Annotated in this window: 21 protein-coding genes; 6 read left to right on the top strand and 15 right to left on the bottom strand. The window is 40.0% G+C overall.

Annotated features, from left to right (window positions below; genetic code table 11):
• Positions 1-1,065: 1,065 nt before the first annotated feature.
• Positions 1,066-2,049 (top strand): malate dehydrogenase, encoded by a 984-nt coding sequence (locus R2Q26_RS13495; protein WP_317536760.1) that lies wholly within the window; start codon positions 1,066-1,068, stop codon positions 2,047-2,049.
• Between the two features lie 7 nt (positions 2,050-2,056).
• Here the strand turns inward: R2Q26_RS13495 and R2Q26_RS13490 are convergent, their stop codons facing one another.
• The 15 genes from R2Q26_RS13490 to rimP form a co-directional block, all read right to left on the bottom strand.
• The gene (locus R2Q26_RS13490) at positions 2,057-2,521 is read right to left on the bottom strand and encodes a peroxiredoxin (protein ID WP_317536759.1); all 465 of its coding nucleotides are present in this window, start codon (positions 2,519-2,521) and stop codon (positions 2,057-2,059) included.
• Between the two features lie 36 nt (positions 2,522-2,557).
• Positions 2,558-3,892, bottom strand: coding sequence for a c-type cytochrome biogenesis protein CcmI (gene ccmI / locus R2Q26_RS13485; RefSeq protein ID WP_317536758.1), 1,335 nt, complete (start codon positions 3,890-3,892; stop codon positions 2,558-2,560).
• Between the two features lie 2 nt (positions 3,893-3,894).
• Positions 3,895-4,440 carry a cytochrome c-type biogenesis protein gene (locus R2Q26_RS13480; RefSeq protein ID WP_317536757.1) on the bottom strand — a complete coding sequence of 182 codons (546 nt, stop codon included), beginning with the start codon at positions 4,438-4,440 and terminating at the stop codon, positions 3,895-3,897.
• Between the two features lie 5 nt (positions 4,441-4,445).
• Positions 4,446-4,970, bottom strand: a complete 525-nt coding sequence (locus R2Q26_RS13475) for a DsbE family thiol:disulfide interchange protein (protein WP_090570662.1) — start codon at positions 4,968-4,970, stop codon at positions 4,446-4,448.
• On the bottom strand, positions 4,967-7,009 hold the full coding sequence (locus R2Q26_RS13470) for a heme lyase CcmF/NrfE family subunit (protein ID WP_317536756.1): 2,043 nt from the start codon (positions 7,007-7,009) through the stop codon (positions 4,967-4,969). Before R2Q26_RS13470 ends, R2Q26_RS13475 begins: the two co-directional genes overlap by 4 nt.
• A 61-nt stretch (positions 7,010-7,070) precedes the next feature.
• A complete protein-coding gene (gene ccmE, locus R2Q26_RS13465) occupies positions 7,071-7,520 on the bottom strand; it encodes a cytochrome c maturation protein CcmE (RefSeq protein WP_090570669.1) in 450 nt (149 codons plus the stop codon).
• Entirely contained in the window at positions 7,504-7,668 is a 165-nt protein-coding gene (ccmD, locus tag R2Q26_RS13460; protein ID WP_256329307.1) for a heme exporter protein CcmD, read from the bottom strand. The genes ccmE and ccmD overlap by 17 nt, the downstream gene beginning before the upstream one ends.
• A gap of 29 nt (positions 7,669-7,697) precedes the next feature.
• A complete protein-coding gene (gene ccmC, locus R2Q26_RS13455; protein ID WP_317536776.1) occupies positions 7,698-8,438 on the bottom strand; it encodes a heme ABC transporter permease CcmC in 741 nt (246 codons plus the stop codon).
• A gap of 40 nt (positions 8,439-8,478) precedes the next feature.
• Complete coding sequence (gene ccmB / locus R2Q26_RS13450; RefSeq protein WP_317536755.1) at positions 8,479-9,138, bottom strand: heme exporter protein CcmB; 660 nt, start codon at positions 9,136-9,138, stop codon at positions 8,479-8,481.
• Position 9,139: 1 nt separating this feature from the next.
• Positions 9,140-9,754 (bottom strand): cytochrome c biogenesis heme-transporting ATPase CcmA, encoded by a 615-nt coding sequence (ccmA, locus tag R2Q26_RS13445; RefSeq protein WP_317536775.1) that lies wholly within the window; start codon positions 9,752-9,754, stop codon positions 9,140-9,142.
• A 173-nt stretch (positions 9,755-9,927) separates the two neighbouring features.
• Positions 9,928-10,833, bottom strand: coding sequence for a tRNA pseudouridine(55) synthase TruB (gene truB / locus R2Q26_RS13440; RefSeq protein ID WP_317536774.1), 906 nt, complete (start codon positions 10,831-10,833; stop codon positions 9,928-9,930).
• 156 nt (positions 10,834-10,989) lie between these two features.
• Entirely contained in the window at positions 10,990-11,343 is a 354-nt protein-coding gene (gene rbfA / locus R2Q26_RS13435) for a 30S ribosome-binding factor RbfA (protein WP_317536754.1), read from the bottom strand.
• A 17-nt stretch (positions 11,344-11,360) separates the two neighbouring features.
• On the bottom strand, positions 11,361-14,009 hold the full coding sequence (gene infB / locus R2Q26_RS13430) for a translation initiation factor IF-2 (protein ID WP_317536753.1): 2,649 nt from the start codon (positions 14,007-14,009) through the stop codon (positions 11,361-11,363).
• A gap of 132 nt (positions 14,010-14,141) precedes the next feature.
• Complete coding sequence (nusA, locus tag R2Q26_RS13425; RefSeq protein WP_317536752.1) at positions 14,142-15,614, bottom strand: transcription termination factor NusA; 1,473 nt, start codon at positions 15,612-15,614, stop codon at positions 14,142-14,144.
• A 28-nt stretch (positions 15,615-15,642) separates the two neighbouring features.
• Positions 15,643-16,074: a ribosome maturation factor RimP gene (gene rimP / locus R2Q26_RS13420; RefSeq protein WP_317536751.1), complete on the bottom strand. Its 432-nt coding sequence runs from the start codon at positions 16,072-16,074 to the stop codon at positions 15,643-15,645.
• A 1,679-nt stretch (positions 16,075-17,753) separates the two neighbouring features.
• Between rimP and R2Q26_RS13415 the strand changes: the two genes are divergently transcribed.
• The 5 genes from R2Q26_RS13415 to R2Q26_RS13395 all read left to right on the top strand — a co-directional run bounded on the left by R2Q26_RS13415 (position 17,754) and on the right by R2Q26_RS13395 (position 20,300).
• The gene (locus R2Q26_RS13415; RefSeq protein WP_317536750.1) at positions 17,754-19,043 is read left to right on the top strand and encodes an integrase family protein; all 1,290 of its coding nucleotides are present in this window, start codon (positions 17,754-17,756) and stop codon (positions 19,041-19,043) included.
• Between the two features lie 37 nt (positions 19,044-19,080).
• The gene (locus tag R2Q26_RS13410) at positions 19,081-19,359 is read left to right on the top strand and encodes a type II toxin-antitoxin system RelE/ParE family toxin (protein WP_317536749.1); all 279 of its coding nucleotides are present in this window, start codon (positions 19,081-19,083) and stop codon (positions 19,357-19,359) included.
• Positions 19,360-19,371: 12 nt separating this feature from the next.
• Entirely contained in the window at positions 19,372-19,704 is a 333-nt protein-coding gene (locus R2Q26_RS13405) for a HigA family addiction module antitoxin (RefSeq protein ID WP_317536748.1), read from the top strand.
• Positions 19,705-19,778: 74 nt separating this feature from the next.
• Positions 19,779-20,012, top strand: a complete 234-nt coding sequence (locus R2Q26_RS13400; RefSeq protein WP_317536747.1) for a HigA family addiction module antitoxin — start codon at positions 19,779-19,781, stop codon at positions 20,010-20,012.
• An 87-nt stretch (positions 20,013-20,099) separates the two neighbouring features.
• Positions 20,100-20,300 (top strand): hypothetical protein, encoded by a 201-nt coding sequence (locus R2Q26_RS13395; protein WP_317536746.1) that lies wholly within the window; start codon positions 20,100-20,102, stop codon positions 20,298-20,300.
• Positions 20,301-20,437: the final 137 nt, after the last annotated feature.

Here is a 20,437-nt window from a genome sequence, read left to right as displayed (position 1 = left end):
TACTGATTTAGTTTTGATGAATGCATTTTTCTAGAAATTGAATCATGTTTGAAACTCCTTATTGATTGATAGGAACTTGGCGGTGCACATTTGCAGACCTCTCCCTCCACTGCTTGCAGTTGTGCACCGCATTTTTTTGAATTGCTACTAAATAACTGCTTGTAATTTCCTCGCCCATTACCCAGATCAGTATGGATAGTAAGGATTGCTATCATGATAATATTATTGTGAAACAACTATAGCATACAATCCAGTTTTTTGAATATCACTTCATTAAGTACTATACCTGTACCTTAGTACGCCTGTACCTTAGTACAATTCCAAACATTATAGAGAAAGTAGGATACTGTGGCTGTAGTGTTTTTTAGCTACTGATTTAGTTTTGATGAATGCATTTTTCTAGAAATTGAATCATGTTTGAAACTCCTTATTGATTGATAGGAACTTAACGGTGCATATTTGCAAATTTCTCCCTCCACAGCTTGCAGTTGTGCACCGTATTTTTTAAATTGCTACTAAATAGCTGCTTGTAATTTCCTCTTTCATCATCCAGATCAGTATAGATAGCAAAAGCATGTTATCATGATAACATTTTTGTAGAATGACAATGGCGTACAATCAAGTGCGAGTATCTATATCCAAAGAATTTAGAGATCTTTAAAAGGAAACCAGGAAAAGTTTAAGCACTTAGTTTAAGTGGTATAATCAGGAACGATTTCATCAAAGTCTCAATGACCAGACACCCAATGAAATTTACTCTCACTATCAAACAATTAATTCATCAGGCTTTCTGGGCTTGATAACTACCCAGCTTGATAGCTATCCTTTCAGAACTTAATTTATTCTTAGGTTACTCAGTTGGTGGGAGCCACTTCGATTCGTTTTGTGATGAGTCTGTAGGTAATTCGAGCAAGCTACCAATTCAGTTGTTAAGCATGCAAAGTTTTCGAATTATTATCCTAAATCGAGAGTAAGGATAGCAGACTCCTAGTATAATAAGGTGAGCTTAATGATAGATTCTCAATTTTTTATTATGAGTGATAACATCCTTTGACGAGCTAAAGAATGAAACCTCCTGTTTGCATTGCGATCACAGGTGCAGCCGGCCATATTGGCTATAGCCTGCTATTCAGAATTGCGGCTGGTGATATGCTTGGAAATGATCAGCCTATCATATTACATCTACTTGACCTTCCTCAGTCTCAACATATTCTTGATGGCGTTGTAATGGAATTGTGTGATTGTGCTTTTCCACTTTTGAAGAATGTCATCATAACAGATGATCCGCTAGTTGCTTTCAATATGGCAGATATTGCCATTCTGGTTGGTGCGCGACCCAGAACTAAAGGAATGGAGCGCAAGGACCTGCTCACAGCAAATGCAGAAATATTTAGCATTCAAGGTAAAGCACTTAATAAAGTTGCTAACCGTAATGTAAAAGTATTGATTGTTGGTAATCCAACTAATACTAATGCTTATATTACAATGAGAAATGCTCCAAACTTACCATCAGGTAATTTTGCTGCCATGCTTAGACTTGATCATAATCGGGCACAATATCAAGTAGCGACAAAATTAGGTCAACCTGTTTCTAGCGTCAGGAAAATAATCATTTGGGGTAATCACTCTTCTACCCAATTTCCTGATCTGAGTCACGCAGAAATAGATGGTCAGAAAATTATAAACCTTATTGATGATCAGGCTTGGATAGAGGATTATTTTATCCCTACTGTTCAGAATCGGGGTGCTGCAGTAATTGAAGCAAGGGGTTTATCCAGCGCCGCCAGTGCTGCTAATGCAGTAATTAATCATATTCATGATTGGCTTATTGGTACGAGAGAAAATGATTGGGTCACAATGGGAATCCCTTCTGATGGAAGTTATGGAATCCCAGATGGAGTAATTTATGGACTTCCTGTCACCTGTCAGAATGGCGTTTATACCATCGTTCAAGGATTAGAGATAAATGAAGTATCTAACAGAAAGATGCTTGCTACCTATAAAGAACTCTTAGAGGAAAAAGACTCAATTAAGCATTTATTATCATAAATTTTATTTAACTTTTTTCTAGCTCACTAATAAACGAGAGGACTTCCTCGGCGTGACTAGGTACTTTAACACCGCGCCATTCTTTTCGTAATATCCCTTTCGTATCAACTAAAAAAGTACTGCGTTCTATACCCCGTACTTGCTTGCCATACATATTTTTCATCTTCATGACGCCGTAAAGTTCACATACGACTTCATCTGTATCGCTCAGCAAATCAAAAGGTAATGATAACTTCTCCTTAAAATTCTCATGAGATTTTATGCTATCTCGTGAAATCCCAACAATTTCACAATCGAGATCTTTAAATTTGGAATAAAGATCACGAAATTGTAGACTCTCATCTGTACAGCCTGGTGTATCATCTTTAGGGTAAAAATAAATCACTATATTCTTACCGAAAGATGCTGACAGATGAAATGTTTTCTCACCAGTAGCCTTAAGTTCAAAATCTGGAGCTGGTTTAAGTATCATTGGAGTATTTAAAATTTAGTCTTTAACAAGGGGTGGTTAAGGAATTATTTGATCGATCACAACGGTAATATCTTTATCACCAAGTTTTACAGGTTTGCTAAATCCCTCCAGATCACCACTGGCTGGAACAGCCTGGCCTGATTTCGTTATCCTACCTCCTATCACTACTTCTGGAAAACTAGACATCTTCATGGTTGGTGTCATCGCCATATCATCATTTAGTGAAAAGGTTGCAGGCAAATCCTTTACAGTCAGTCTTAAAATAGCCAATGGCATTTTAGGTCCAGTTTTGGCACGTGCAAAAACAAACACTGTATCATTCGGGGATACCTTACTGGCTAATGCAGAACTCAGTGTGACGGTTCCTGTAATGGTAGCGGCTTTGGCAGTGTTATCGGATTTATCAGGTTGTGATTGCTGATTTTTTTCAGTAGGTAAGTCTGTACTTACATTTGAGCTTTTTGCCAACTGCATTGGAGCATTATTATCATCTCCTTGCCTAGCCAGTGACTTGGCTTGAGCAATGCTATCATTTACTGATTTAGCTAATTGTGAATCAGCTGGAATAACACTCAACAATTTTTCCCAAAAAGCTGCAGCTTGATCATATTTTTTTTGTTCGAATTCAACAGTGCCCGCTAATGCAAGTGCTTTTGGGTAATTAGGATCGATCTTAAGCGCCTGATTAATTAATTCAGCAGGTTTGCCTATCAAACTTCCATTATTTGTCATGCCAAGCACGTCTGCATAATCACTCAGCAATTGTGCGCTATCAGGAATCATTTCAATTAATTTGGCATATGTCGCACTTGCTTCTTGAAATTGGCCCATAATTGCGTAGGTTCTGCCTAACATTACCCAGCCTTCTATGTCCTCTGGATTTTCTTTGAGGCGCGCAATCAAATTATCCACAACGGGTTTAATTTCGTTATGGCCAGTAGGCATCCCCGCTTGTGCGTGAGCTTGCGTTACACTGGCTAATTGAGATTGAGGAAGCAATCCACGTGTATCTCCCAAAATCATATATAACGATATAGCTGTAAGTGGAACTGCTAAAATGACAACAACTGTCGTGACAATTCCTGGACCTTTTACCATTGAAGAAGTTGCGGGATTGTTTGGCGATGCCGCCAAATCTTGCAACATTCTTGTTTGTAATTCCTGCTTACTTTTTTCGTATTGTTCCTTAGATAAAATATCATCGCGCAGATCTTTATCCAATTCTGCAAGCTGGTCACGATAAATTGCAATATTTGCAGCTTCCCGTTCTAATAATTCAACCTTACCTTGTCTACTCCTCAATAAAGTTGGAAGTACAAACATTAATGCGGCAACAATAAAAATTCCAGCAACAACCCAAAACGAAGTCATACTTATTCCTTATTAATCTTTTTTATTAAAGCTTCAGCCTTTAATCGCTGGCTTTCTGATAGTGGAATATCTTCTAATTGTGTGCGACGACGTCTCAAATAGACGATTAATCCTATTGTACCGCCTACAAATAAAATAAGTGGACCAAACCATAACAATACTGTGTTAGCTTTGAATGGTGGGTTGTAAAGAACGAAGTCGCCATAGCGCGCAACCAAAAAATCTATGATTTCTTCGTCGCTTTTATTGGCTTTCATCTGCTCCCGCATTTCCCGTCTCAAATCATTAGCAAAATCAGCACGAGAACCAGCGAGTGATTCATTTTGGCATACCAGGCAACGTAGATTTTCTGACAGATTAATTAATCGTTTTTCCAGTACTGGATCTTCAGCAACCGGTACTGCTTCATTAGATACTGCTTCATTAGCAAAGCTAATTAACGGTAACAGTGCCACAGAGAAAACAGCAACTAGCTGTTTTATAAATTTAGAATAATGATCAATACGTTTTTGTAATACAAAAATATTTGCAGCCTCAAATTTATACATCGAATTTATCCTTGCAACTCTTTTATCAGTGGAAGAATTTTATCTTCCAGCGATTTTACTGTCACAGGCCCAATATGTTTATAACGAATAATTCCCTGTTTATCAATAACATATGTCTCAGGAACACCGTAAACACCATAGTCAATACCTACTTTACCATCAGAATCAACAATACTAACTGTATAAGGATCGCCATATTGTTTAAGCCATCGTATAGCGGTGTCTGATTGATCTTTATAGTTGAGTCCGTATATTGGCACTATTCCTGCCTTAGCTAATTGTACAAGCAAAGGATGCTCATCACGGCAAGCGACACACCAGGAAGCCCAGACATTTAATAACCATACTTTCCCCAGATTATCTTGCGACATAAGGGTTTTATCTGGATCATGCAAATGATGCAACTTGAAAACAGGTGCAGGTTTGTCGATAAGAGGAGATGGGACCTGACGAGGATTCAATGTCAGGCCAACCCCAAGAAATACGACTAGAACAGCAAATATAGCAAGAGGCAATAAGAAACGGGTCATACTTTTCTTACCTCTGGAATGATGGTTGGTTCTACTTCTATGGGTTTTGTGTCGCTATCACTTTCAGCAATCGTTTCTGCGGTGATTTCAGTTTTTCCTTTTTTGCTTATGCTGTAACGATAACGACGATCAGTAATAGATAAAATTCCACCTAATGCCATTAAGAGACATCCTAACCATATCCAATTCACAAAAGGTTTGTGGTAGACACGGACAACCCAGGCAGTGTTATCCAGTGGTTCACCTAATGCAACGTATAAGTCACGGAATAAACCGGCATCAATGGCGGCTTCAGTCATGACCATACCTGAAGCATTGTAGGTTCTTTTTTCTGGGTACAGTTTCTGAATTTGTTTATCATTCTTCAGAACATCGATATCGCCCTGAATTGCTTTGTAATTAGGTCCAGGTAAGCTTTTTGTTCCATTAAAACGGAAAGTGTATCCGCCAATTGAAACCACATTACCGATTTCCATACGAACATCTTTTTCAGTTTCGTAACCATTGACTAGTGTTACGCCGATTATAAAGACTGCGATACCTAAATGTGCACAGTGCATTCCATAATAGCTACGCGATTGACGGGATAATTTGCTAAATAACCCACCATCACCACTATTTTGTAAGCGATGTTTGATATTGACGAAGATGCTAGCAATGACCCAGAAAGCTAATAACAAACCAAGACTGACGAGTAGTTTCCATTCACTCATAAAAAAGGGCATGATTAACGCGGAAACCAAGCTTACGGCAAAAGCCCAACGTAAACGGACTACCAGAGACGGTAGACTTGCTTGTTTCCATTTTGCAATGGGCCCCACTCCAATCAGAAAAATAGCAGGCGCCATTAACGGTACGAAAACAGCTTCAAAATAAGGAGGCCCAACTGATATCTTTCCAAGCGCCAATGCATCAACTAGTAATGGATAAAGTGTGCCCAGCATGACGCTACCAGCAGCAACCAACAACAATACATTATTTGCAAGAAGCATGGTCTCGCGCGAAACGAGTTGAAAGCTTCCTCCCAAACCTACTTTTGGAGCACGCCAGGCAAACAACGTTAAGGAAAAACCTATTATCACAACCAAATAAACCAGGATAAATATCCCACGTGCAGGATCTGTAGCAAATGCATGAACGGATGTAAGTACCCCAGAGCGCACTAAGAATGTGCCTAGCAAACTCAATGAAAATGCAATTATTGCAAGCAGCACAGTCCAACTTTTGAAACTGCCACGTTTTTCCGTAACTGCTAGAGAATGGACAAGAGCAGTGCCAACTAGCCAAGGCATAAAGGAAGCATTCTCAACCGGATCCCAGAACCACCAACCACCCCACCCCAATTCATAGTAGGCCCACCAGCTACCAATCATAATGCCGGTGGTCAGGAACACCCACGCAGCCGTCGTCCAGGGACGTGACCACCGTGCCCAGGCAGCATCTAGCTGACCACTGATGAGAGCAGCAATAGCAAAAGCAAATGCTACCGAGAAGCCAACATATCCCATATAAAGCATAGGTGGGTGCATTACCATCCCGGGATCCTGCAGCAAGGGATTCAAATCGCTACCTTCAATCGCCGAGGGTAAAAGACGATCAAAAGGATTAGAAGTAAATAGTAAAAATAATAAAAATCCCACACTAACCAGACCTAGTACACCTAAAACCCTGGCTACCATATCGTCTGGTAGTTGACGGCTAAATACACTGACCGCAACTGACCATCCTGCCAATAACAATACCCATAGCAACAATGACCCTTCATGTGATCCCCACGTGGCAGCAAATCGGAAGTGTATCGGCAGCTCTGAATTAGAGTGGGAAGCTACATTAAGTACTGAAAAATCATTGTTAACAAAGGAGTAAGCTAAACAGCCAAATGCGATAGCAATAAATACGAATTGACCTTGTACAACTGGGCGAGCCAAAGCAATCCATGAAGGGATACCGCGAGCAGCTCCAATAATAGGCAAGGTTCCTTGAATCAAAGCTAATAACATAGCAAGAATTAGAGCAAAATTACCAAGTTCTGGAATCATGATTATGCTATTCCTTAAAAAATTATCTGAGATTAAGAAACTCTCTGTAAAAGCTTTTTTCTTATTGAGTTAATGACGCTTTCTGAGCTTTGGCTGCTTGTTCTAGTGCGCTTGCAGCTTCAGGTGGCATGTAATTTTCATCATGTTTGGCAAGGACTTCATCCGCATAAAAAATACCATCATTCGCTATTTTCCCTTGTGCCACTACACCCTTGCCTTCCTTGAACAAATCTGGAAGTATTCCTGTGTAGACTACTTTAATTGCTTCTGCAGTGTCGGTTACCGCAAAACTAACAGTCGTACTATTGCCTTGGCGTTTTAAACTACCCTCTTCAACAAGTCCACCAATTCTAAAACTTTTTCCTACAGGAGCTTCTTTGGCTACAACCTGGCTTGGGCTAAAGAAAAAAACTAGATTACTCTGAAAAACATTCAATACTAAAATGGCAGAAATAGTTAAGGCGGTAACGCTTGCGGCGATAATCGCTATTTTTTTATGACGTGGCTTCATTTTTTTTCTCTCTTATAGTTGATTCGACTCTCTGACCAAGAGATTTTTGCAAAGTTCGCCAGCGATTTGATAGCAACCAAATTTCACCAGCGATACAAATAACCGATACTAAATATGAGCCCCAAACATAGAATCCATATCCACCCATTGAAAAGAATTCTGACCAACTATTCCAATTCATCGTTTAGTTCCCTTTAATTCTGCTACCCATGTAGTATGGCGCTCACGCTCTAATATAATAGCTCTTGTTCGCTTCAGTATCATGGCAATTGAATACATCCATGCGGCAAGTGACATAATCAGCATTCCTGCAAGCATAGCTGTAGCCATCTTGGGTGATTGGGTAATACTAACTGAGGCTCCTTGGTGCAAAGTATTCCACCATTGAACAGAGAAATAAATAATAGGGATATTAACTACCCCCACTAATGCAATAATTGCCCCAGCTTTATCTGCTCGCCTTGGATCATCAATAGCTGCCTGAAGTGACATAAACCCAATATATAAGAATAATAAAATTAATTCAGAAGTGAGTCGAGCATCCCATACCCACCATGCTCCCCACATTGGTTTTCCCCACCAAGCTCCTGTCCATAAGGCAAGAAAGGTAAACATAGCTCCCGTTGGTGCAATAGCTGTTGCTACCATCGATGAAAGACGCGTATTAAAAGCAAGACCAATCCCAGCCCAAAATGCCATTACTACGTACAAGAACATAGACATCCAGGCAGCCGGTACATGAATAAAAATAATACGATATGCTTCACCTTGTTGAAAATCAGTCGGTGCTACAAAAAAGCCAATATAAAGACCAGCAATAAGCAATACTGCAGCTGCAATAGAAAAATACCAAATCATTTTCCCTGCCAGAAAATAAAAACTTGCAGGCGACGCATATTTATACCAGTTTATCGACATATTAAATTTTTGTTTATAAGTTTCAGGTTTTAGTAGAGCTTTATTCCATTGAGATCCTGAGAGAAGCTGCTGTTGCCCAGGGTGCAAAAACTAATGATACGAGTAAGAAAGCACCAAGTAATGAGAAATGCGCATCGAATCCTAGACCAGCAACACTAGCTTCGACCGCACCTGCTCCAAAAATAAGCACAGGAATATATAATGGCAGTACCAGCAATGATACTAATACTCCGCCCCCTCTTAGTCCTAAAGTAAGCGCAGCGCCTATGGCACCAATTAAACTCAAGATAGGCGTACCCAATAATAATGATAGCGTTAATACTGCTAGTGCACTAAGAGGTAAATCATATTGAATTCCTAATACTGGAGCCATCAATACCAGGGGAACTCCCGTAATTAACCAGTGTGAAAACATTTTTCCTAGTACTAATAAAGACAAGGATGTTGGTGAAAGCAATATCTGCTCCAGCGTTCCATCTAGATAATCATTAGAGAACATACGTCCAAGCGAAAGCATTGACGCTAGTAATGCCGCAACCCATACAATTCCAGGAGCCATGATTCGAAGTGTATTCATTTCTGGCCCCACCCCTAGTGGAAATAGACTTACTACGATGACAAAGAAAAATAATGTCGTTAAAACATCAGCCTGCCGACGCATGGCCAATAATAAATCACGTCGAATTACCCAGATCAACATATCAAGAAAGGTATAACTGATGCGTTACTGTAGCTCTAATATCGATTTCCTGATGCGTTGTCAGTATCACCATACCACCTTGAGCCAAATATTGCTCTATTATATTTTTAATCAATTCAATTGCAGATACATCCAATGCAGTCAAAGGTTCATCTAATATCCATAGCTTAGTATCCACTAGTAGCAAACGCGCCAATGCAACTCGCCGCTTCTGGCCTTGCGATAACACTTTAGCTAATAATGTTTCACGCTCTTCTAAGCCCATTTTCTGCAAGATTTCGTAGGCTATCTTTTCATCAATTGCTACCCCAGCAAGAGCACTTGTAATACGCAAATTCTCAATGGCAGTCAAATCATCTTTTACACCACTCAGATGACCTAAGTATGTGATAACACTAAAATAATCTTCACCTAGGGATCGAATACTGGATCCATTCCAACTAATCTCTCCCGAACTTGGAACAGTCAAGCCGCATAACATTCTCAATAAGCTCGTCTTACCACTACCATTAGGCCCACGCACCTGCATTAATTCGCCAGGTTTTATAGAAAAATTGATTCCACTGAATAATACGCGATCACCGCGCACACATTCTAGATTGTTGCCTTGCAACATAGTTAGCAATTAATTAAATCTAGGCATTATAACGTACTGAAATATCTTTGACACTTTGTGTTATAGAAAAAAGTATCCGGAAAAATGATTGAAACACCATTAATTTTATTTCTATCGATAATATTTATTACGCTATACGTTTAAAAAATCATATTATTCAATAATATGATTTTCTATATCTTATGAGATATGAGTCTTTTAGGCGCTATCGCTCCAGTTTCTGTTATTTCTCCCACCCCGAGAAATAATCCCTTGCTATCGTACAGCCTAACCCGGGTTCCAGTTGGCAAATCAATTTTATTTTTACTATTTATAAATTGCCCTTGTAATAAAAATAAGGATTCTGGGTCATCGAGCGTAATGAAAGGAAAATTCTGAAGGAGGCTATCTATAGGATATAAATATGCATCATGTTCAGGAGATAGAGCGCCCTGGAATTGATCAAGCTTATAAGCTTGATGCAAGCTAAAATTACCAACCTGGTTGCGGCATAAACTTGTAAGATATGCTCCACCAAAACCCAGCGCTTTACCTATATCTTCAGCCAATGTGCGGATATAGGTTCCTGTTCCACAGCGCACCATGATAGACATTTCGTTCTCGATCCATGAGTCTAAATCTAAATCATAGATGACAATCTCACGAGTTTTTCTTTCTACTTCCTCACCTTTCCGCGCATATTTATATAAGGGTTTCCCATTAAATTTCAGTGCGCTGTACATAGGAGGAATTTGTTTGATCCGCCCTCTAAAAGTTTGGAAAATTTCTTGTATTTGAGACAAACTTAATTTTTCATTATTTGACTTCGTGCGTGCTACTGCAATTATCTCCCCTTCGGCATCGCCCGTAGAACTAAGATAACCAAGCTTCAGCGTAGCATGATAGGTTTTATCTGCATTCAGTAACATGGCTGAAAATTTCGTGGCTTCACCAAAACAGATGGGCAATAAACCAGAAGCCATGGGATCAAGTGTGCCAGTATGACCCGCTTTTGTAGCACCGAAAAAACGCTTGACAGTTTGCAGCGATTGATTAGATGTTAAACCAGAAGGTTTGTTAAGTAATAAAACACCACTAATATTACGTTTGATAGGTTAAATTCCCCTAAACTTTGAAAGAAAATTTGAGTGAGATAAATAAGTTATAGCAGCAACCGCAACTTTATCTTATGGAATTTCGTTTAATTAAAAAGTAAATTCAAAGGAGATTATCGTTTCCAAGGAAAGAAATATTTATCAGGTTTTGCCTATTGCTTTATCTATTAATCGTGAAAGATATACTCCGCGCTCAATTGACTCATCATATATAAAATGAAGTTGGGGGGTTACTCTCAGTCTCATTCTGCTTGATAATTGACTACGCAAAAATCCACTTGCATGTTTTAAACCCTCATCAATAGCCGTATTATCTTCTTCATTACTGAGAGTTGTATAAAAAATCTTGGCATGAGCATAATCACGCGTTACTTCTACTTCAGTAATAGTAATCCTTCCTACTCGCGGATCTCTAACTTCAGTTTCAATTAATTCAGCTAATTCACGCTGTATTTGATCAGCAACACGTTGCGTTCGAGAATAATCTTTAGGCATTACATTTATTGTTAGTGTTATAAAACACGTGCTGTTTCAATAATTTCGTATATCTCAAGCTGGTCACCAACCTCAATATCATTAAAGTTCTTAAGTGAAAGCCCACATTCAAATCCAGATTTTACCTCTTTCACATCTTCTTTGAAGCGCTTTAAAGAATCAAGACTACCACTATGAATTACCACACCATCACGCAGGACTCGCACAAGAGAATCACGTCTCACCACACCATCCAAAACATAACAGCCAGCTACAGTGCCTACCTTTGAAATACGATATATCTCACGAATATCAACCAAGCCAAGAGCATTTTCTTTACGTTCTGGCATCATCATGCCAGAAAGCGCCTTCTTAATCTCATCAACTGCATCGTAAATCACGTTGTAATAGCGAATATCAATACCTGTTGAAGTGATTAACTTGCGTGCACTAGCATCAGCACGCGTATTAAAACCAATCACTACAGCTTTAGACGCAAGAGCTAAATTAATATCAGACTCAATGATTGCACCTACACCACTATGAATAATATTGATTTTCACTTCATCAGTAGTAAGCTTCTGTAAAGCATATGACAACGCTTCACAGGAACCCTGGACATCTGCTTTAATAATAAGATTGAGTACTTTGACGCCTTCTTTCTGACCAAAAACATCCTCCATCTTCGCAATTTGCCGTTTATCAAGCTTCACATCACGGAATTTACCCTGACGAAACAATGCAATTTCGCGTGCTTTACGTTCATCATCCAGAGCTATCACTGTTTCACCTGCTGCTGGCACATCAGATAACCCCTGAATTTCTACTGGTATAGATGTTCCTGCCTCTTCAATTGAATTACCCTTTTCATCCAACATCGCCCTTACTCTTCCAAATACAGCACCAGTCAATAAAACATCACCACGTTTTAAAGTACCAGACTGTACTAATATGGTTGCAACTGGACCACGCCCTTTATCCAAGCGTGATTCAATGACCACTCCTTTCGCAGGTGCATTTCTAACGGCTTTAAGTTCTAAAACTTCTGCTTGTAATAAAATGCTTTCAAGAAGCTCATCAATACCTTGGCCACTTTTAGCTGAAACAGGTGCAAATATAGTATCTCCCCCCCAATCTTCTGATACAACCCCATGATTTGAGAGTTCTTGCTTAATACGCTCAAAATTTGCCTCAGGTTTATCCATTTTATTAACAGCTACCACAATAGGAATATTTGCTGCCTTGGCATGATGAATAGCTTCGATAGTTTGAGGCATTACGCCATCATCAGCTGCTACAACAAGAACAACAAGATCAGTAATTTTGGCACCCCGTGCACGCATTGCAGTGAATGCTTCATGACCTGGTGTATCAAGAAAAGTAATCATCCCATGCGAGGTTTCAACATGATAGGCTCCGATATGCTGTGTAATTCCTCCGGCTTCGCCACCTGCTACACGTGTTCTACGAATATAATCCAAAAGTGATGTTTTTCCGTGATCAACATGCCCCATAACAGTCACTACCGGCGCACGAGGCTCCATCTCTAGCTCGGACACCGGTGCCTTAATTTCTTCAAGGAAAGATTCAGGACTATCAGGTGCCGCATATTTTGCAATATGACCCATTTCTTCAACTACGATCATAGCTGTATCTTGATCCAGCATCTGATTGATTGTCACCATAGTACCCATTTTCATCAGTACTTTAATAACTTCAGCCGCTTTTACTGACATTTTTTGTGCGAGCGCAGCAACTGAGATAGTCTCAGGTACCAGGACTTCATGCACTACTGGTTCGGTAGGTGCAGAAAAACCATGCTGTATTGGTGTCTCAGTTAAATTTGATTTACCATGCTGCTTATCCTTGCGAACGCGCCAACCTTGATTTCCAGACAAATCACCGCGTATTTTAGCTTCACGTCTTTTGTTGACCGCGTCCTTCCATAAATCTTCCTGTTTAACTGGTTTTTTCTTCTTTTCAGTTTTATCTTCAAGTTTAACAGCGGGTTTGTGCAGCGTCGTACCCTCAGCTGATTCCTGCGCTGATTCCTGCGTTGACTGAGATACTGGTATTTGAGCTGGTATCTCTTCTGGGATAGATGCAGGAGTTGGTTCTTCCTTTTTTTGAACTAATTCTTCTTTTTTTGGAATTAATTCTTCTTTTTTTGGTTCTTTTTTAACTTCAGAGATTATACTTTTTCTTTTTTCCTGCTTCTCTCTAAGCTCGGCTGCTTGACGGGCAATTAACTCAGCTTGTTTTAATGCTTCCTGCTCACGTAAAGCTTGTTGTGCCGCATCAATTACTGGTTTTCGGGTCTGTGCTGATGGAATGACAGGGGCTGAAGTAGCTGCTGCTTCAAGCACTACCTCTCTTTCAATATTTTGCTCAGAGGGTTTAGTGAATACACGTTTTTTTCGGACTTTGACCTCAATGGTCCGAGCTTTACCAGTTCCATCCGATTGTCGTATTTCAGTAGTTTGCCTACGAGTCAACGTGATCTTCTTCTTGGAGTCAATCGATCCATGTGCCTTACGAAGATAATCAAGCAGTTGTGTTTTATCTTTTTCTGTCAAAATATCCCCTATCGACTGCTTCTTGACGCCTGCAGCCAGAAGCTGGTCGAGTAACGCTTCTGGTAACATATCCAGCTCATTGGCAAATTTTTCTACAGTCATTTGAGTCATCAGCAACTTTTTTCACCCTAAATTCATTTCAAAAAAACAGAAACCTACTTTATTTTGGTTCTTAATTTTATGTTATTGGTGTTGATAGTTAAATTTTCAAGCTCAAAGCAAGACAATCGACGTAACTATATTTTAATTAAACCATGGTTCTCGCGCTTTTATAATAAGCTTGTTAGCACGCTCAATATCAATACCCGTCATTTCGACTAAATCATCTGCGGCTAGATCAGCAAGATCCTCTTGTGTATTAATACCTTTGGCAGCTAACTCACGAACTAGTTGCATATCCATACCTTCCAGTGAAAGCAGCCCTTCTGATATGTGTTCAACTTTTTCTTCGGTAACAATCGCATCATTTAAAAGAGCATTACGCGCCCGATTACGTAATTCATTAATTGTTTCTTCATCAAGTGCTTCTATTTCAAGCATTTCATTAAGTGGTATATAAGCAATTTCTTCTAGTGTAGAAAAACCTTCCTCCACCAGAATATTCGCTATTTCTTCATCCACATCAAGTTTTTCCACGAAGAGCTTACATATCCTAGAGGTTTCTTCTTCATTCTTTTTCTGTGATTCCTCTACTGTCATGATATTGAGACTCCAGCCAGTTAATTCTGATGCAAGGCGTACATTTTGCCCACCACGGCCGATTGCTTGCGCGAGATTTTCTTCATCGACAATGATATCCATACTATGCTTATCCTCATCGACCATAATGCTGCTGATCTCAGCAGGCGCAAGAGCATTAACTACAAAAGTAGCAGGATCTTCCGACCACAATATGATATCAATCCGCTCCCCCGCCAACTCGCCTATAACAGCCTGCACTCTAGAACCTCGCATACCCACGCAAGTTCCGATTGGATCAATGCGTGGATCAGTTGATTTAACGGCTATTTTAGCGCGTGAGCCAGGATCTCTTGCCGCCACTTTAATTTCTAGCAACCCTTCTTCAATTTCAGGCACTTCTAATTGAAATAATTTAATCAAGAATTCAGGAGAAGTGCGTGATAATATTAATTGAGGCCCTTTTGTTAAACGATCAACTCTAAGCAGGTACGCACGAACGCGATCTCCAACCCTTAGATTTTCTTTTGGGACCATTTGATCACGAGGTAGAACTGCCTCAATCCTACCTGACTCCACAATAGCATTCCCGCGTTCCATACGTTTTATAGTACCAGCAACCAAATATTCTTTACGTTCAAGAAAATCATTCAGATTCTGTTCTCGTTCTGCATCACGAATTCTCTGAAAAATTACTTGCTTAGCTGCTTGAGCACCAATACGATCAAATTCTATTGCCTTCAAAGACTCTTCGATATGGTCACCTAATTTAACATCAGCATCATACTGTAATGCCTCACTCAAAGAGATTTGCCGCGCAGGGTTCTCCACAGCGCCATCAGCAACCACTTGTCTGCTACGAAAACATCGATAGTTTCCAGTCTCCCGCTCAATTACAACTTGCACATCAATATCTTCATGAAAATGTTTTTTTGTAGCGGACGCAAGCGCCATTTCTAAGGCAGTAAAAACGATTGCTTTATCAACATTTTTTTCATGCGCCAAGGCATCTACTAATAGCAAAATCTCGCGGCTCATATTCCTCCAGCTAATTTTTTATGCATAGTTATAGTTCCGGAACTAACCGAGCTTTTTCTAAATTGTCTAATTCAATATGCAGCAATCTCCCCTCAACTTCTAGCCCTAATACGCCATCATTAACTTCTCGTATGATTCCAATAAAATTTTTTTGACCTTGCAATGCTATACGTAATTTAATTTTTATTAATTTCCCTGCAAAGCGGATAAAATCACTTTCTTTTTTCAAAGGCCTATCTAGACCCGGAGAAGATATCTCGAGTCGGCTGTAATCTATCCCTTCTACCGCTAACAATCTACTGAGATGGTTACTAATAGCAACACAATCGTCAATAGAAATACCACTATCTTTTTTATCTACAAATACTCTTAATAATTTGCCAGGTGCCGATTGCTCCACATCGACTAATTCATAATCCATTCCCGCTAAAATCGGATCCAGTAATTCATATAACGTCATAGCTTAGCCACAAATAAAAAATGGGCTGAATAAGCCCACCAACAACGTGTTTATTATAACAATAATCAATTGCTAACAAAACAGAATTTTATTTTATGATAATAATTCCAATAAGTTACTGCCAACCTGACATACCTTATCCTTTTGTCATTAATACCCAACATTTAATGTTGATAGCAATCTGTCACTCAAAGCAGATCAAAGTATGATTGAACACCGATTTGCGCATAGCAATCTCGCAAGATATATAATGTATCTCGTATCTTCTAGGCCGGATGATGAAAATGTCAACTAGCTGAGAAAGTACGCAACCTAGCAAGAGTTGATAACCCGGGTGATCTGCGCAACTGCAACCCTGATACTAAAGCAACAAATATTGATATTTCAGCATTTTACTATGAATAAACCCGGATCATTAAGGCTCTAAATTGATTACTATGCAAAATAATCAGCATTGATAAGGATAAGACTAAGCCGATCTTTTACCAGCACACGGCACGGCTGTCTTCATAAAGCTGATGAATGCATATCTTGTTTTTTTATGATGCATCTTTCGAACGACTATGAATATCTTAGCGGCACATCCGTATAGCTCGCTCGGCAGAAAAGTGTATCAGGGGAAGTAAGATTTAACGACTTAAAAAGCTCAGCAAGAAAGAATTTCATATAAACATAGAGATATGTATAAGTTTCGCAATTGCTTGCTACAACATTTTACAGTCTATGTTAATCCATACAGAAGATTAGAAAAAACTATCGATCGATTAGCAGATTAATGTAGCTAGAAGTCGTATCATACCACCGACTTCTAGCCAATATAACGCATTCACTTAGACCTCTCTTGACCTTTATGCTAATCAACAAACATGCCAAGAGGTGATTAGGAAAATAGAGTATTCTCCCAAACGCGACTAATTAGTATTTACCACCCGCTCCCGTAAAGAATACGATTGCCCCGATAATTAGGATACCAATAGTAGCAGCCGCAACTACTTTGAACAAACCAGCTTCATCTGATCTTCTATTTTCTTCCATGTCCTCTTCTCCTTTTGAAAGTTTACTCTTTGTTCTTAAGAACCCATAAAAAACCCATAAACTTGGTAGGGTTGCGGAGATTCTACGCATATTTCCTTAGAATGGCAATATTGAAATATATTACGTCGGAATAGAATGGATATATATGATTCTTCCGCTTTGTGTGAGATTTTTTGTGGAGCATATTGAATTTTGTGGAACCCAAAATTTCATAAAATATAGACATCAAATTAGAGAGCAGGCAAGACGAGTAAACAGCAAAGACCACTAAAAGGGAGCTTGAACCAGAGCTATCCAGGATTAAACGCGAATTGAAAGAAGTTACTATGCAGCTTCCATTAATATGGGTATTGATAAAATTTCCCTACATGGAATCTACAAAAATATTCAAAAAGAGGAATAACGGTTAACTACTTGATTTTATTGGTGGCCAAGGGCAGAATCGAACCACAGACACAAGGATTTTCAGTCCTCAAAATCTCTATTCTTAGCCGTTGATTACTGTTTAGAAAAACCAGTAATCTCAATATATATCAACACATTAACCAATATCATGTTATCATCCGTATTGATTAGAATATATCAGAATTGATCAAATTTTCCTACAAATTTCCTACAATATTCCTACAAGTTTCCTACACAATATGAAGCGTGAAAACTTTACTGGACGCACCGTTTCAGATTTTCAATGCAAGCCAGGGAAGTCACAAAGCCTACATTGGGACGCAGGATCGCCAGGGTTAGGCTTGCGTGTAACAAGCAACGAAAAAAAAACGTACATCTTTGAAACCAAGCTACACGGGAAGACCTTACGTCTCACTATTGGCGATGTTTTATCCTGGCCGCTTGCTGATGCGCGGAAAGAAGCATCGAGGCTTAAGGTATTGACTGATCAAGGGATAGATCCGCGTCAACTTGAAAAAGAAAAAAAGTCTGCTGATGAAGCGCGAAGACAAAGAGAACGACTTGAGAAAATTACCTTAAGTGAAGTATGGGCAGAATACATTGAGGACCGCAAGCATTTATGGTCCGACCTTCATTATCGTGATCATGTGAAGATAATACACGCTGGAGGGGAAGTACGCAGCCGTAGCAATGAACTAACTGTATCTGGTGCGCTTGCTTCCCTATCCCCTGCCCGTCTTGTTGATTTGACAAGTGAACGGGTGGAAGAATGGGCAAAAGCGGAAGCTTTGAATAGACCCACACGCGCCCGCCTTGCATTAAGACTGCTGAAAGCTTTTCTTTTTTGGTGTAACAGACATTCGATCTATAAAGAGATCGTTACAGACAATGCAGCGCAAAGCAAAACCGCTAGGGAAAGCTTAGGCAAAGCAAAGGCTAAAAATGATGTGCTACAGCGTGAGCAATTGCCCGCATGGTTTCAAGCAATCAGACAAATCCAGAACCATGTCATTAGCGCATATCTGCAAGCCCTTTTATTAACTGGTGCGCGTCGTGAAGAATTAGCGCAGCTACGTTGGGAAGACTGCGATTTCCAATGGAAAAATTTGACCATTCGAGACAAGGTAGACGGTCAGCGAGTCATACCATTGACACCCTATGTTTTTCATTTATTGAGTAGTTTACCGCGTCGTAATCAATGGGTATTTAGCAGCCCTACCGCAGCCAGTGGGCGATTGACTGAACCGGCTATAGCACACAGGAAGGCATGTGCTATTGCTTGCGTAGATGTTTCCCTTCACGGTCTACGGCGATCGTTCGCTACTTTAAGCGAGTGGGTAGAAATGCCCGCAGGTATCGCAGCCCAAATTCAAGGGCACAAGCCGCAGGGAGTACGGGAGCAAAACTACATTAGACGCCCTCTCGATTTATTAAGAATGTGGCATATCAAAATCGAAGGCTGGATACTGGAAGAGGCGGAAATTGAGTTTGATGGTAAAGCTAATCTAGGCTTGCGAGCTATCAAGTAATATTTGTAACCCGTAACGCCACGGTATACAATCTAGTATGATAAGAATTTTCCGCCATAAAGGACTTGAAGGTTTCTTCACTACTGGCAACCTGTCTGGCATTCAACCACATCATGCAGCACGGTTAAGGAGACAATTGATAAGGCTTGATCTTGCCAAAAAAGCAAGTGATATGAATATTCCTGGCTGGAAGCTACATTCTTTAAGTGGTGATCTCGTTGGTCATTACTCGGTAACAGTAAATGGCAATTGGCGAATCACTTTTACCTTTGAAGATGAAGACGCTGTGCTGGTTAATTATCAAGATTACCATTAGGAAAAATTAGACATGAGCAAAATACATAATCCACCACACCCAGGCGAAACCTTGCGAGAAGATGTATTACCCGCGTTAGGGTTATCTGTAACTGAAGCAGCTGAACAACTTAACGTGAGTCGGGCTACTTTATCGCGTGTGCTAAATGGTCGTGCTGCTATCTCTCCCGAAATGGCCTTGCGACTGGAATGTTGGTTAGGGGTAGAAAATGGCGGAAGTGCTGATTTATGGATAGCACAACAAGCAGCCTATGACTTATGGAATGCGCGCAAAGCCGGCCTGCCAAAAGTGAAGCGTGTAGATATAAAGCGCACAGTAGACATGAGCTTGTCGAAACATCAATAGAGAAATCAACTATGAGCAGAATGCATAATCCGCCCCACCCAGGGGAAGTATTACGGGAATGGGTATCGTAAAAAATGACAGTAACGCAAGCAGCAAAAGAATTGCAAATTTCCCGCATCACCCTTTCCAAATTGCTGAACGCTAAAGCAGGTGTAACGGCTGGTATGGCACTACGGCTTTCTGCATGGCTTGGCACTACCCCCGATATTTGGTTAGGAATGCAAACACAATGGGATTTGTGGCAGGCAAAACAGCAATCTAAACCCAATTTCAGACCGCTGGAAAGATTACCAGTGTGGGCAAGTTAAGCCACTCCTAGTCAGGCCAGACGAAAAGCGGAACACCGTCACCCGTCTGGAGTGGTATCTCGTTGAAGGACACTTGAAGGAGTGCGAATGTTAAATCTTGGAGAGCTAAAAGAAAGCTGGAATAGGATGTCACCGGAAGAACGGGAAGAATACGAAAGACAAGCCCAGGCCAAAATAAATGAATTAATGCATGAACTCTCATATCCACAATCAGCTTACAAATTAGCAGAAACTTACTTCAATAGAGTTGAGGCAAATAAACGTCATAAAAAGCATTTGAATTACTAGAAGAAGCTATTCAGTCAACCATTGACGATCCTACAATGACGCCAGAGGTTAAAGAAGTTGCTAGGGTCTGTTGACATTTCACACGGGTAGCCACAGATACCCGCATGCCATGGCAACCATACTTTCATAATTTCTCT

It is taken from the genome of Nitrosomonas sp. Is37, assembly GCF_033063275.1.
Lineage (GTDB): Bacteria > Pseudomonadota > Gammaproteobacteria > Burkholderiales > Nitrosomonadaceae > Nitrosomonas.
The sequence above is the reverse complement of the archived record's forward strand: the minus strand, read 5'-3'. Positions and strand labels throughout refer to the sequence as shown.

Coding starts and splice junctions, on each gene's coding strand:
- R2Q26_RS13495 (WP_317536760.1), top strand. CDS start 1,066: ATGAAACCTCCTGTTTGCATTGCGATCACAGGTGCAGCCGGCCATATT.
- R2Q26_RS13490 (WP_317536759.1), bottom strand. CDS start 2,521: ATGATACTTAAACCAGCTCCAGATTTTGAACTTAAGGCTACTGGTGAG.
- ccmI (WP_317536758.1), bottom strand. CDS start 3,892: ATGACTTCGTTTTGGGTTGTTGCTGGAATTTTTATTGTTGCCGCATTA.
- R2Q26_RS13480 (WP_317536757.1), bottom strand. CDS start 4,440: ATGTATAAATTTGAGGCTGCAAATATTTTTGTATTACAAAAACGTATT.
- R2Q26_RS13475 (WP_090570662.1), bottom strand. CDS start 4,970: ATGACCCGTTTCTTATTGCCTCTTGCTATATTTGCTGTTCTAGTCGTA.
- R2Q26_RS13470 (WP_317536756.1), bottom strand. CDS start 7,009: ATGATTCCAGAACTTGGTAATTTTGCTCTAATTCTTGCTATGTTATTA.
- ccmE (WP_090570669.1), bottom strand. CDS start 7,520: ATGAAGCCACGTCATAAAAAAATAGCGATTATCGCCGCAAGCGTTACC.
- ccmD (WP_256329307.1), bottom strand. CDS start 7,668: ATGGGTGGATATGGATTCTATGTTTGGGGCTCATATTTAGTATCGGTT.
- ccmC (WP_317536776.1), bottom strand. CDS start 8,438: ATGTCGATAAACTGGTATAAATATGCGTCGCCTGCAAGTTTTTATTTT.
- ccmB (WP_317536755.1), bottom strand. CDS start 9,138: ATGTTGATCTGGGTAATTCGACGTGATTTATTATTGGCCATGCGTCGG.
- ccmA (WP_317536775.1), bottom strand. CDS start 9,754: ATGTTGCAAGGCAACAATCTAGAATGTGTGCGCGGTGATCGCGTATTA.
- rbfA (WP_317536754.1), bottom strand. CDS start 11,343: ATGCCTAAAGATTATTCTCGAACGCAACGTGTTGCTGATCAAATACAG.
- infB (WP_317536753.1), bottom strand. CDS start 14,009: ATGACTCAAATGACTGTAGAAAAATTTGCCAATGAGCTGGATATGTTA.
- nusA (WP_317536752.1), bottom strand. CDS start 15,614: ATGAGCCGCGAGATTTTGCTATTAGTAGATGCCTTGGCGCATGAAAAA.
- rimP (WP_317536751.1), bottom strand. CDS start 16,074: ATGACGTTATATGAATTACTGGATCCGATTTTAGCGGGAATGGATTAT.
- R2Q26_RS13415 (WP_317536750.1), top strand. CDS start 17,754: ATGAAGCGTGAAAACTTTACTGGACGCACCGTTTCAGATTTTCAATGC.
- R2Q26_RS13410 (WP_317536749.1), top strand. CDS start 19,081: ATGATAAGAATTTTCCGCCATAAAGGACTTGAAGGTTTCTTCACTACT.
- R2Q26_RS13405 (WP_317536748.1), top strand. CDS start 19,372: ATGAGCAAAATACATAATCCACCACACCCAGGCGAAACCTTGCGAGAA.
- R2Q26_RS13400 (WP_317536747.1), top strand. CDS start 19,779: ATGACAGTAACGCAAGCAGCAAAAGAATTGCAAATTTCCCGCATCACC.
- R2Q26_RS13395 (WP_317536746.1), top strand. CDS start 20,100: ATGTTAAATCTTGGAGAGCTAAAAGAAAGCTGGAATAGGATGTCACCG.